A 12,710-nucleotide genomic window follows, 5' to 3' on the forward strand; every position below is an offset into this window, starting at 1 on the left:
TGGCCCAGTGCGGCTAACCCGGCGTCCTGCCGGGTTACCCACGGATTCAAGCCTGCGTTCGGCCAGCGTGGTTTAACGGGGCGCCTAAGATCAAAAGCCAGATCAAGAGCGACTCGCTTCGCATCGTGGTTACGGTTGGGCGCTACAGAGTTGTGTAGATGCCTATGCCCCGATGAGGGAGTGTCAGTAGGCACATGTGTGACTGGCCCCCTGCAATCGGGGGCAAGCCCCCTCCCACATTTTGATCCGGGCCTGGTTCTTAGCGAGCGGCGCCCAGTTGGCCTTTTTCGTCGGAGAACACAATTTCCACCCGACGGTTCTGCGCACGGCCACGCTCGGAGGCGTTGGCCTCCACCGGGTACTTGTCGCCATACCCCTCGACCTGAATGCGTTTTTCGTCGATGCCCAGGTCAACCAGCACATCTGCCACCGACTGGGCACGGTCACGGGACAGGTTCAGGTTGTCTCGTTCGCCCCCGGTATCATCGGTGTAGCCCTCGATGCGCACCTTGCGCCTGGGGTTCAGTTGCAGGAACTGTACGACCTTCAACACCGTACGGTTGGCCGAATTCTGCAACTCGGCTTCGCCGGTATCGAACAAGACATCGCCCAGGGTCATCACCAGGCCACGCTCGGTCTGGGTGGTCAGGCTGGCGATTTGCTGTTCGACCCACTTGCCCTGCTGCTGCACGCTGGCCAACTTGCTTTCACGCAAGGCCAATTGCAGGCGCTGGCGTTCCAGCTCGAGTTTGGCAAGGCGCTCGGCGTTCAGCCCCTGCTCGGTGTGTTCCCGGGCGATGGCACTGTAGCGTTGGCTCAGGTAAGCGTAATGCACCACGTCGGCGCCGCTGCCCCAGTAGCTGGAGAGGCGGTCGGCACGCGCCAGGGACTCCCCGGCGCGGATTACATCCTTGGGCGCGAAGCGCAATACATTGGCGTCTTCCTTGACCGACTGAAAGTCATTGCCGGCCTGTTGCAACGCCTGCTCGCTACTGGGCTGGCTGGCACAGCCGCCCAGCACCGCGCTGCTCAGCAGTAACGCCACACTCACACCGCGGATCATTGGGCTTCTCCCAGCTGCAACTGCTTGCGCAGGCGCGTGATGCGCGTGTTGACCACGTTCAATTGTTCCTGGCTCTTGCCGGTCAACACTTTGGCCTCGGCCAGACGCGCATCCAGTTCAGCCTGTTCGGCGCGCATGCGTGCGTGTTTGTAGGACTGGTCGGCCATGTTGCCCTGGGCTCTGGCAAATTTTTCTTCAGCCAGTTTCAGCTCGGGCGATTCATCGGTATTGGCGCCCACTGCGTTGGCTTGCTCCAGGGCTTGCTGGGTCAGGCGCATTTGTTCAGTCGGCGCAGGATCGGTGGCACATCCCGCCAGGGCGACAACGGCCAGGGCCGCGAAAAGAGGTCGAAGAGTCACTGAAAATCCCTACTTTGTTGGGGTACCGACGGGTTGTTGCAATTGCGCCTTCCAGCGCTCGAGATTGCGCTGCAACGCGGCTTCCGCGGTACCGGACGCGGGCAATTCTGTCATCTTTTTAGCCAGCTGTCCGCGCAGCCACGGATCATTGCAGGCCGAATTGTGGGAGATGGCCAGGTACAGGCCGGGCTGGTCGATCGGTACTTCGCGCGCGACCAGGTCATTGCTCATGCCCAGGGTCTGGGCCATGGCCATGCCGGAATAGCGGCTGGCGAGCACATAGTCCACCTCCCCCAGCAACAGCTTCTGGAAGGCTGGCGTCAGGCTGGGCAGACGCTGCAAGGTCAACTGCTCGCCGGCAAGGGCATCAAACCCGGCACTCAGACGAGCGCGCTCCGAGGCGGCGCCCTTATGGCCGTGCAAGTCGGCAGCGGTGGTGTAGACCAGGGGCGAGTCCTTGCGAGTCCACACCAGATAATCGATCTGCATCAACGCCGGGTGGATGTAGTCGAGGTTTTCCAGCTCGCCGAGGTTCAACGGCGCATCGGCGAGGATATCCATGCGCCCGCTGCGCACTTCCTCCAGGGCCAGGGAGCGCTTGCCGCCGTAAAGCAGGTCGATTTTCAGGCCCAGGTCCGTGGCTACTTGTTGCAGCACATCGGCGGTGGCGCCGATCAGGTGAGTCGGGTCCTGCGGGTCGCGCCACAGCAACGGCGGTGCATCCGGGCTGCCGGTGATGACCAGGCGCTCGCACTTGCCGGCCGCCAGCGACAAGGTCGGCAGCAGCGTAAGACTTAGCAGCAGGATCAAGGAACGCAGTTGCATGGCGAGGTGCTCCTACACGTCAAAAAAAAAGCCCGGTCACAAGACCGGGCTCTTTATAAGTGAAGCGACTGGATTAGACCAGCTTCTCCAACTCGGGAACGGCTTCGAACAAGTCCGCCACCAGGCCATAATCGGCCACCTGGAAGATCGGTGCTTCTTCGTCCTTGTTGATCGCAACGATCACCTTGGAGTCTTTCATACCGGCCAGATGCTGGATCGCGCCGGAGATACCGACCGCGATATACAGCTGCGGCGCAACGATCTTGCCGGTCTGGCCGACCTGCATGTCGTTGGGTACGAAGCCTGCGTCAACGGCTGCGCGGGAAGCGCCGACCGCTGCGCCCAGCTTGTCGGCCAGGGCGTACAGGTGCTTGAAGTTATCACCGTTCTGCATGCCACGCCCGCCGGAAACGACGATTTTGGCAGCGGTCAGTTCCGGGCGATCCGACTTGGCCAGCTCTTCGCCGACAAAGCTGGAAGTGCCAGCGTCATGGGCAGCAGCGACGGCTTCAACGGCAGCCGAACCGCCTTCAGCGGCCACCGGGTCGAAGCCGGTGGCGCGCACGGTGATGACCTTGACCGCAGCGTTGGACTGCACGGTAGCGATGGCGTTACCGGCGTAGATCGGGCGCTTGAAGGTGTCGGCGCTTTCGACCGAGATGATCTCGGAGATCTGGTCAACGTCCAGCTGCGCGGCAACGCGTGGCAGGATGTTTTTGCCGTTGGAAGTGGCGGCAGCCAGGATGTGGCTGTAGCCGGCGCCCAGCTCTGCAACCAGCGGCGCAACGTTTTCCGGCAACTGGTGCGCGTAAGCAGCGTTGTCGGCGTTGAGCACTTTGCTCACACCGGCGATTTTCGCGGCGGCTTCAGCCACCGGGCCAGCGCCCTGACCGGCTACCAGTACGTGGATGTCGCCACCGATTTTAGCGGCAGCGGCCACGGTGTTCAGGGTGGCCGGGGCCAGCACCTTGTTATCGTGTTCGGCGATTACGAGGATAGTCATGTTCAGATCACCTTCGCTTCGTTTTTCAGTTTCTCAACCAGTTCAGCCACCGACTTGACCTTGATGCCCGCGCTGCGTGCAGCCGGCGCTTCGACTTTGACGGTCTTGTTGGTGGAGGCGGTGGAAACGCCCAAAGCGTCCGGAGTCAGCACTTCAAGCGGCTTCTTCTTGGCTTTCATGATGTTTGGCAGGGACGCATAACGCGGCTCGTTCAAACGCAGGTCGGTGGTGACGATGGCCGGCAGTTTCAGGGAAACCGTCTGCGCGCCGCCGTCGATCTCACGGGTGACCGCAACGCTGTCGCCACTCACTTCCACTTTGGACGCGAAGGTGCCCTGGCCGTAACCGGTCAGTGCAGCCAGCATCTGGCCGGTCTGGTTGTTGTCGCTGTCGATGGCTTGTTTGCCAAGGATCACCAGTTGCGGCTGTTCCTTGTCGACAACGGCCTTGAGCAGCTTGGCCACGGCCAGGGAGGTCAGCTCTTCGGCGGACTCGACCAGGATGGCGCGGTCGGCGCCCAGTGCCAGGGCGGTACGCAATTGCTCCTGGGCAGTGGTGGGGCCGATGGAAACCACGACGATCTCGGTCGCCACGCCTTTCTCTTTCAGGCGTACGGCTTCTTCCACGGCGATTTCACAGAATGGGTTCATCGACATCTTGACGTTAGCAAGGTCGACGCCGGAATTGTCCGCCTTGACGCGAACTTTCACGTTGTAATCGACAACGCGTTTGACAGCTACAAGAACCTTCATGGATTCCTCGTTACTCTCCGGTGAAAAGAAAGTCGCCTAGGCGAACCTGGCGGTTGATGCTCATCGGCACACAAGGGCACCTCCAAAAACCTCGGCGGATGACCTTGCTCACGGGAAGTGATGACCGTTCGTCAGGGGTGACTGAGAGGTCATTCTTTATCGCAGCATGTAAACTGCGCGCCAGTGTCCGGGCACGCGTCACCTGTCTTGCTTTTGGACGTGCTCTTGAAACCTGCAGTCTGCCTACGGTCAGCGCAAAACCGACCGTATATTGACCGGAACGCCTATTCTGGTCAATACGGCAAAATGGTCAGTCATAAGCCGCGTTGCTTTGATTTACCTAGCCTGCGGGCAATTCAAACAAACGTTTGTATTGGACGCTGCCAGTGGTGTAGATATAATGCGCCACCTAGAGAGAAAGGTGAGTCGTGCCGTTGCCGCATGACACTACCGAACCTCCACCCATTAGAAAAAAAGCCTGTTGAGCCTTGAGTAGGAGATAGCCTGTGGAACGCGAATACATGGAATTCGACGTGGTCATCGTCGGCGCCGGCCCGGCGGGCCTGTCCGCCGCCTGCCGACTGAAGCAGAAGGCCGCCGAAGCCGGTAAGGAAATCAGCGTCTGCGTGGTCGAGAAAGGCTCCGAAGTGGGCGCACACATCCTCTCCGGTGCCGTGTTCGAACCACGCGCCCTGAACGAACTGTTCCCGGACTGGAAAGCACTCGGCGCCCCGCTCAACACGCCGGTGGTGCGTGACGACATCTATGTACTGCGCAGCAGCGATACCTCCACCCGGGTTCCCGACTTCTTTGTGCCCAAGACCATGCACAACGAAGGCAACTATATTATTTCCCTGGGCAATCTGTGCCGCTGGCTGGCCCAGCAGGCCGAGAACCTGGGCGTGGAAATCTACCCAGGCTTCGCCGCCCAGGAAGCGCTGTTCGATGAAAACGGCGTGGTGCGCGGCATCATCACCGGTGACCTGGGCGTGGACCGCGAAGGCAAGCCCAAAGAAGGCCTGTATACCCCGGGCATGGAGCTGCGCGGCAAGTACACCCTGTTCGCCGAAGGCTGCCGTGGGCATATCGGCAAGCAACTGATCCAGCGCTTCAACCTGGACAGCGACGCCGATGCCCAGCACTACGGCATCGGCCTCAAGGAAATCTGGGAAATCGATCCGGCCAAACATCAGCCCGGCCTGGTAGTGCACACCGCCGGCTGGCCGCTGGACATCATGGGCAACGAGAACACCGGTGGCTCGTTCCTGTATCACCTGGAAAACAACCAGGTGGTGGTCGGCCTGATCGTGGACCTGTCCTACAGCAACACCTTCCTGTCGCCGTTCGATGAGTTCCAGCGCCTCAAGCATCACCCGGTGCTGGCCCAATACCTGGAAGGCGGCAAGCGCGTCAGCTATGGCGCCCGCGCGATCTGCAAAGGCGGCCTGAACTCGCTGCCCAAGATGGTCTTCAAGGGTGGCGCGCTGATCGGTTGCGACCTCGGCACCCTGAACTTCGCCAAGATCAAGGGCAGCCACACCGCGATGAAGTCCGGCATGCTCGCCGCCGACGCGGTGGCCGACCGCCTGTTTGCCGAATCCGAAGGCGGTGACGAACTGACCGCGTATGTCGACGGTTTCAAAGCCAGTTGGTTGTACGAAGAACTGTTCGCCAGCCGCAATTTCGGCCCGGCGGTGCACAAATTCGGCGCCATCGTCGGCGGCGGCTTCAACTGGCTCGACCAGAACATTTTTGGCGGCAAAATTCCTTTCACCCTGCACGACACCAAGCCGGACTACGCCTGCCTCAAGCTGGCCAAGGACAGCCAGAAGATCGACTACCCCAAACCCGACGGCAAGCTGAGCTTCGACAAACTGAGCTCGGTGTTCATCTCCGGCACCAACCACGAAGAAGAACAGCCGTGCCACCTCAAGCTCAAAGACCCGAGTATCCCGATCGGCACCAACCTGCCGCTCTACGATGAACCGGCGCAGCGTTACTGCCCGGCCGGCGTGTATGAGGTGGTGACTAAAGAAGACGGCGAAAAGCGCTTCCAGATCAACGCCCAGAACTGCGTGCACTGCAAGACCTGTGACATCAAGGACCCTTCGCAGAACATCACCTGGGTGACCCCGGAAGGTGCGGGTGGGCCGACTTACCCGAATATGTAAATCAAATGTGGGAGGTGGCTTGCCCCCGATGGCAGTGTGTCAGTCAGCCTGTCTGTGGCTGACCCACCGCTATCGGGGGCAAGCCCCCTCCCACATTTTGACTCCAGAGTGTCAGCAAGATTTAGGCGGCCCGTTCTTCGCCGGGGTTACGCAGGAAGTAGCGTTTATACTCGCGACTGAACTGCGACGTACTCTGATACCCCACGCCATGCGCCGCCTGCGCCACGCTCACCCCCTCCACCAGCAGCAGTTGCTGGGCCTTCAATAGCCGCAGGCGCTTGAGATACTGCACCGGCGATAACAAGGTGCAGCGCTTGAAGTGTTCGTGGAAGGTCGACGCACTCATGTGCGCAAAACCGGCCAGCGTCTCGATATTCAGCGGTTCGGCGTAATGGGCATGCAGGTGACTCAGGGACGTGGCAATCCGCGAAAACTGCCCTTGCTGTTCCACCAATGCACGTAACACATCGGCCTGTGGCCCACGCAACGCGGTGAACAATAATTCACGCACCCGCGCCGGCCCCATGATCCGGCTCTCCAGCGGATCGTGCAGGCACTGCAACAGCCGTTCGACGCACCCGCGCATGGCGTCATCGAGCACCACCGAACTCATCGACTCCAGGGTCTGCGCCGCCGGCGGTGGTCCGGCTTGCATGCCCATCGCCATGACCAATTCCCCCAGCACCACGCGATCAATCCCGACCGTCACGCCGAGCAAAGGCGCTCCGGGGGCCATGGCAAAGGTCTCGCACTCGAACGGCACCGGCATGGCCTGGATCAGGTAGTGCCCGGCGCCGTACTCCAGCGTACGCGGGCCCAGATAGGCGACCTTGCTGCCCTGGGCCACGAACATCAGGCTCGGCTCGTAGATCTGCGGCCCACGCGCCACGTCGCAACTGGCACGCAACACCTTTACGCCAGGCAAGTGAGTCGGCGAAAAGCCGTCGCGGGAGGCAAGCCCCTCGATCAAGGAAACCAGGGTGGCGTTAGCGTCGAGATGGCGGGTCAACAGCATGGCAAAAAACTTCGCGAAAAAGGGATAAGAACATCATCGCAGGTCTGGCGCCACATGCATCCAAACAAGGGGCACTGTCGGACGAATAGGCATGAGACTCGGAGCAATCGCCATGGCCGTCCACAGGGTCAGTGAGGAAAATGGCCCGCCTCACTTTTCAATGCATTTGCGAGGTTTCCTCATGTACACAGCGATCGGTTACGCCGCCCAGTCGGCCACCACTCCCCTCGCCCCCATGTCGTTTGAACGCCGCAGCCCGCGCCCCGATGACGTGGCCATCGAGATTCTTTACTGCGGCGTGTGCCACTCCGATATCCACCAGGCGCGCAACGAATGGGGCATCGCGGTGTACCCGCTGATGCCCGGCCACGAAATCGTCGGCAAGGTCACTGCCGTCGGCGCCAGCGTCACCTCCCATAAAGTCGGCGACCTGGTGGGCGTGGGCTGCATGGTCGATTCGTGCCGCCACTGCGACGCCTGCAAATCGGATCTGGAGCAATACTGCCTCGAAGGCCCGACCATGACCTACGCCACCCCGGACCGCGTGGACGGCAGCAACACCATGGGCGGTTACTCCGACAGCATCGTGGTCAGCGAACACTTCGTAGTGAAGATCCCGGCCAAGCTCGACCTGGCCAGCGCTGCGCCGATTCTCTGCGCGGGCATCACCACCTACTCGCCGCTCAAGCACTATGGCGTGAAGGCCGGTGACAAGGTCGGGATTCTCGGCATGGGCGGCCTGGGCCATATGGGTATCAAGTTCGCCAAGGCCATGGGCGCCGAAGTGACGCTGTTCACGCGCTCGGCGAGCAAGGCCGAAGAAGGCCGTCGCCAGGGTGCCGACCATGTGATCGTGTCCACCGATGCCGAACAGATGAAAGCCGCCGCCGGGCATTTCGACTTCCTGCTCGACACCATCCCGGTGCAGCATGACCTGAACCCCTACCTCGACGTGCTGCGCTTTGACGGCGTGCATATCCTGGTCGGCCTGATCGAGCCGGTGGACCCGCCCGTCAATGCCGCCAAACTGGTATTGGGCCGTAAAGTGCTGGCCGGCTCGTTGATCGGCGGCATTGCCGAAACCCAGGAAGTCCTGGATTTCTGCGCCGAGCATGGGATTACCTGCGACATCGAGATGCTCGACATCCGCCAGATCAACGAGGCTTACACACGGATGATCGCCGGCGATGTGAAGTATCGCTTCGTCATCGACATGGCGACCCTGAAGGCCTGATCAGGCCTTCGCGCCCAGTTGCGCCGAGAGCCGGGCCGCGACCTGTTTGATCACAGGGATCAGCTCGGCCATTTTCTCCAGCGGCATGTAGGGCACGGTACTGGCGATGCTGATGCCGGCGACGATTCGCCGGCTGGCATCGCGCACCGGTGCCGCGACGCAACGGATCGACGGTTCGTTGTCTTCCAGATCGAACGCATAACCGCCTACCACGTATTCATGCATGCGCTGCTCGAACTGCGCCCAGGACTGCTCGGGGTGCTGCGGCCATTGCAGGTTCTTGCCCCCCGCCGGCAGGCTGACGTCGTACAGGCGCTGCCATTCCTCCACGCTGTCATCGAGCATCAACGCCTTGCCGATGCCGGTGCGCGCCAGCGGCATGCGATGGCCCACCCGCGAGCGCATTTCCGGACCGTTGCGGCCGGGGTTCTTGTGCAGGTAGAGCACTTCGTCGTATTCGCGAATCGCCAGGTGGATGGTGTCGCCGGTGAGGGCCGACAACTCGTCCAGGTAGGGCACGGCCAGGTTCACCAGCGGCAGTTCTTCGCGCGCCTGGAACCCCAGTTCGATCAGCTTGGGCCCCAGCAGGTAACCGACTTGCGGAACCACCCGCAGGTAACGCTCCTCCACCAGGCAACTGGCCAGGCGGTGGGTGGTGCTGCGGGTGGTACCGATACGGCGGGCGATCTCTTTCAGATCCCGCGCACCGGCCGCCACCGCCTGCACCACGCCCAGGCCACGCAGCAGGGTCTGGGTGCCGGTGGGGGCGGTGTCTTTGACGGGGGAGTGAGCGTTTTCCTGCATATCGGGCCTATTGGGAAGTACGAAAACGGCGCCATTATGGCAAAAGCTGCCCTTCTGAACACAGGGCATCCAATGTGGGAGGGGGCTTGCCCCCGATAGCGGTGGGTCCGCTTGCACATCTGTCCCCTGATAGACCGCCATCGGGGGCAAGCCCCCTCCCACATGTTGATCCTCATATGGCTTGGGATCAGCGTTGCTTCATGCGGTCGATGATGACGGCCAGCAACAGGATCGAACCGCGAATCACGTACTGGTAAAACGTGTCGATGTTCTTCAGGTTCATCGCGTTCTCAATGATCGCCAGGATCAACACCCCGGCAATCACATGGCGGATCATGCCGATACCACCGCTCAACGACACCCCGCCCAGCACGCACGCCGATATCACGGTCAGTTCGAAACCCTGGCCGATCATCGGCTGGCCGGAGGTCATGCGCGAGGCCAGGATCACCCCGGCCAGTGCGCCGATCAGGCCGTGTACGGCAAAGATGATGATCTTGGTGCGATCAACATTGACCCCTGCCAGCAGCGCCGCTTCCTGGTTACCGCCGATGGCCATGGTGTTGCGCCCATAGGTGGTGTAGTTGAGCAGCCAACCGAAGAACACAAAGCACAACACGGTAATGATGATCGGCACCGGCACGCCCATCAGTTGGCCGTTGCCGAACACGAAGAAGCCTTCATCCATCACCCCCACCGCCTTGCCGTTGGAGAAGATGTAGGCCAGGCCGCGCACGATCTGCATGGTCGCCAAGGTCGCGATCAGCGCGTTGATGCGCAGCTTGGCGATGACGATGCCGTTGATCAGCCCCACCACCAGGCCCATGGCCAGGGCCGCCGACACGCCGAGCATCACGCTGTCGGTGTCGCGGATCACGATGCCCGCCACCACGCCGGCGCAGGCGATCACCGAGCCCACCGACAAATCGAAGTGCCCCGACGCCAGGCAGAACAGCATGGTGCATGCGGCGATACCCACCGTGGAAATTGCCAGGCCCAGCCCGCGCATGTTCAGCGGCGAAAGGAAGTTGTCGATGAACAGCGCACTGAGCACGAAGATGCCCAAGGCGGCCAACAGCATCACCCAGTCGTCGAGAAACTTGCGTTGATTGAACCCTGGCCAGAAGCCTTTTGCCGTTTTTACCTGAGACATACCTGCGCCCTCTTGTTCTTCAAGCCCGCGTACGCGGAAGTGCCAATTGCAACAGTCGTGCTTCATCCGCCTGGTCGCGAGGGAGCTCGCCCGTGAGGGCGCCTTCGCTCATCACCAGGATGCGGTCGGAAATGCCCATGACTTCCATCAGGTCGCTGGACACTACGATCACCGCGATACCCTGGGCCGCGAGGTTGTGGATGATCTGGTAGATCTCGGACTTGGCGCCGATGTCGATACCGCGCGTGGGCTCATCCAGCAGCAGCACCTTCATCGGCATCGACAGCCAGCGGCCGAGAATGGCCTTCTGTTGGTTGCCGCCGGACAGGTACATGATTTTCTGTTCGGCGCTCGGCGTCTTGACCTTCATAGCCTTGATTTGCCCGTCGGCGTTGCCCTTTTCCCAGCCATCGCGCAGCAGCCAGCCGAACGCCGAATGCGCGCCACGGGCACTGATGTTGATGTTTTCGGCGACGCTGGACAGCGGAATGATGCCCTCCTTCTTGCGGTCTTCCGGACACAGCAGCACGCCGGCCGCGATGGCATCGCGCGGTGAACGCAATTGCAGCGGCTCACCGCACAACTCCAGGCTGCCGGCGCTGGCACGCTCCAGGCCGCTGAGCAGGCGGAACAGTTCCGTGCGCCCTGCCCCCACCAAGCCGAACAGGCCGAGGATTTCGCCTTTGCGCACGTTGAAACTGATCGGTTCGCGCAGGCCGGGACCGAGCAGTCCGTCGACGTTCAGGGCGACGTCGCCGTGCTCGCGCGGGCGATAGTCGTAGATGTCCTGAATATCGCGGCCGACCATGCAGGTCACCAACTGATCGTGGCTCAGCGCGCTCATGTCCTCGAAGGTGCGCACGAAGCGCCCGTCCTTGAACACCGTGACCGCAGTGCAGATACGGAACACTTCTTCCATGCGGTGGGAGACATAGAGCACCACTTTGCCCTCATCGCGCAGGTGCGTGATGATTGCCATCAAGCGATCAATTTCGCGGGCGGACAGGCTGCTGGTCGGTTCATCGAAGGCAATCACATGGGCGCCGCGGGACAGCGCCTTGGCGATTTCCACCAGTTGGCGCTGGCCCAGGGACAGGCGCCCGAGCTTTTCCTGGGGATCGATTTCATCGGCCAGGCCCTTGAGGCACGCCAGCGCCTGCTGGCGCAGCACGCCGCGGTTGACCACGCCAAAACGCGACGGCAAATGCCCGAGGAACAGGTTCTCGGCCACGGTCATTTCCGGCACCAGGTGCAGCTCCTGATGGATCACCGCCACGCCGCTGGCAATGCTGTCGGCGGCGTTCTTGAAGGCCATGGTCTGCTCGCCGATCTGCACCGTGCCGCTGCTGGGAATATAGGCGCCGCCGAGGATCTTCAGCAGCGTCGATTTACCCGCACCGTTCTCGCCCATCAGGGCGTGCACTTGCCCCGGGTGCGCGGTGAAGCTGATGCCATCGAGCGCCTTGACCCCAGGGAAGGTTTTGCCGATACCGTCAAAACGCAGGGCCGCAGCGGTCATTTCCACAGCCCGATCTTGGTCAGTTCTTCCTGGAAATTGGCGCGGGTGATCAGGGTCACTTCGTCCATGGCGGTGTATTTGGCGGGCTCTTTACCGGTGGTGACCCACTCGTACATCGCCAGCGCGGTGTTGTAGCCCTCGATATGCGGGCTTGGCAGCATCGAGCCGAAGAAGCCGCTGTCGGCTTTCTTCAATTCGCCGATGGCGTCGGTGCCATTGATGCCGATGCCGATCACGTTGGCGGCCTTGAAGCCGGCGCTTTCAGTGGCACGTACGCCACCGAGCACGGTGTTGTCGTTCATGCCGCCGATGATCAGGTTTTTCGCGCCGCTGGGCAGCTTGACCAGGGCCGAGTTGGTGGCGTCCATGCTGCCGGGCACGTCGAGGGTTTTAAGCGCGGCGGTGAGGATATGGTCCTTGGGAATGCCGGCTTCTTCCAGAGATTTGATCGAGCCGTCGGTGCGTTTCTTGCCGGTGTCGAGTTCGTTGAAGGTGTTGATCACCGCGTAGGTGTCCTTCCAGTCCCAGCCGCGTTTTTTCGCTTCGGCGGCCATGGCGGCGCCCTGTTTCTGGCCCACTTCAAACGCGGCCATGCCCAGGTACGGCACGTCTTCCATGAAGTTGCCCTTGGCATCGACAAAGCGGTCGTCCACGGCCATCACTTTGAGGCCGTTGACCTTAGCCTTGGCGACAATTGCCGGGCCGAGGGACACATCCGGCGGGCAGATCACAAAGCCCTTGGCGCCGTTGGCGGCCAGGCTGTCGATGGCCGACAGGGTTTTCTCGCCATCCGGCACGGCGATCTTGATCAC

12 protein-coding genes are annotated in these 12,710 nt (G+C 61.6%); 2 read left to right on the forward strand and 10 right to left on the reverse strand.

The genetic code is table 11. The features are described 5' to 3' along the window. Positions 1 to 259: 259 nt before the first annotated feature. The 5 genes from BFP96_RS22415 to BFP96_RS22435 form a co-directional block, all read right to left on the reverse strand. Entirely contained in the window at positions 260 to 1,063 is an 804-nt protein-coding gene (locus tag BFP96_RS22415) for an OmpA family protein (RefSeq protein ID WP_065887798.1), read from the reverse strand. After that, positions 1,060 to 1,422, reverse strand: coding sequence for a DUF4398 domain-containing protein (locus BFP96_RS22420; RefSeq protein ID WP_065895462.1), 363 nt, complete (start codon positions 1,420 to 1,422; stop codon positions 1,060 to 1,062). The genes BFP96_RS22415 and BFP96_RS22420 overlap by 4 nt, the downstream gene beginning before the upstream one ends. Before the next feature lie 9 nt (positions 1,423 to 1,431). Beyond that, on the reverse strand, positions 1,432 to 2,247 hold the full coding sequence (locus tag BFP96_RS22425; protein ID WP_065937043.1) for a substrate-binding periplasmic protein: 816 nt from the start codon (positions 2,245 to 2,247) through the stop codon (positions 1,432 to 1,434). A 73-nt stretch (positions 2,248 to 2,320) separates the two neighbouring features. Then, a complete protein-coding gene (locus tag BFP96_RS22430; RefSeq protein WP_065895464.1) occupies positions 2,321 to 3,250 on the reverse strand; it encodes an electron transfer flavoprotein subunit alpha/FixB family protein in 930 nt (309 codons plus the stop codon). Positions 3,251 to 3,252: 2 nt separating this feature from the next. Beyond that, positions 3,253 to 4,002, reverse strand: a complete 750-nt coding sequence (locus BFP96_RS22435; protein ID WP_024076934.1) for an electron transfer flavoprotein subunit beta/FixA family protein — start codon at positions 4,000 to 4,002, stop codon at positions 3,253 to 3,255. Between the two features lie 506 nt (positions 4,003 to 4,508). On the opposite strand from BFP96_RS22435, the gene BFP96_RS22440 reads away from it, so the two are divergent. Further along, a complete protein-coding gene (locus BFP96_RS22440; protein ID WP_065895465.1) occupies positions 4,509 to 6,173 on the forward strand; it encodes an electron transfer flavoprotein-ubiquinone oxidoreductase in 1,665 nt (554 codons plus the stop codon). 121 nt (positions 6,174 to 6,294) lie between these two features. On the opposite strand, the gene BFP96_RS22445 is transcribed toward BFP96_RS22440, so the two are convergent. After that, positions 6,295 to 7,188, reverse strand: a complete 894-nt coding sequence (locus tag BFP96_RS22445) for an AraC family transcriptional regulator (protein WP_065887794.1) — start codon at positions 7,186 to 7,188, stop codon at positions 6,295 to 6,297. Positions 7,189 to 7,369: 181 nt separating this feature from the next. On the opposite strand from BFP96_RS22445, the gene BFP96_RS22450 reads away from it, so the two are divergent. Further along, positions 7,370 to 8,422 carry an NAD(P)-dependent alcohol dehydrogenase gene (locus tag BFP96_RS22450; protein WP_065895471.1) on the forward strand — a complete coding sequence of 351 codons (1,053 nt, stop codon included), beginning with the start codon at positions 7,370 to 7,372 and terminating at the stop codon, positions 8,420 to 8,422. Here the strand turns inward: BFP96_RS22450 and BFP96_RS22455 are convergent, their stop codons facing one another. The 4 genes from BFP96_RS22455 to BFP96_RS22470 all read right to left on the reverse strand — a co-directional run. Further along, positions 8,423 to 9,226, reverse strand: coding sequence for an IclR family transcriptional regulator (locus tag BFP96_RS22455; protein WP_065895466.1), 804 nt, complete (start codon positions 9,224 to 9,226; stop codon positions 8,423 to 8,425). It abuts the gene before it with no gap. Between the two features lie 187 nt (positions 9,227 to 9,413). Then, positions 9,414 to 10,379 (reverse strand): L-arabinose ABC transporter permease AraH, encoded by a 966-nt coding sequence (gene araH, locus BFP96_RS22460; RefSeq protein WP_065887792.1) that lies wholly within the window; start codon positions 10,377 to 10,379, stop codon positions 9,414 to 9,416. Positions 10,380 to 10,398: 19 nt separating this feature from the next. After that, complete coding sequence (gene araG, locus BFP96_RS22465) at positions 10,399 to 11,898, reverse strand: L-arabinose ABC transporter ATP-binding protein AraG (RefSeq protein WP_065937044.1); 1,500 nt, start codon at positions 11,896 to 11,898, stop codon at positions 10,399 to 10,401. After that, positions 11,895 to 12,710, reverse strand: an 816-nt coding sequence (locus BFP96_RS22470) for a substrate-binding domain-containing protein (protein ID WP_065936992.1), incomplete at its 5' end; no start/stop codon positions are given. The genes BFP96_RS22470 and araG, both read right to left, overlap by 4 nt.

The sequence above is a fragment of the Pseudomonas sp. 34 E 7 genome, from assembly GCF_900005715.1.
Classification (GTDB): Bacteria; Pseudomonadota; Gammaproteobacteria; order Pseudomonadales; family Pseudomonadaceae; genus Aquipseudomonas; species Aquipseudomonas orientalis_A.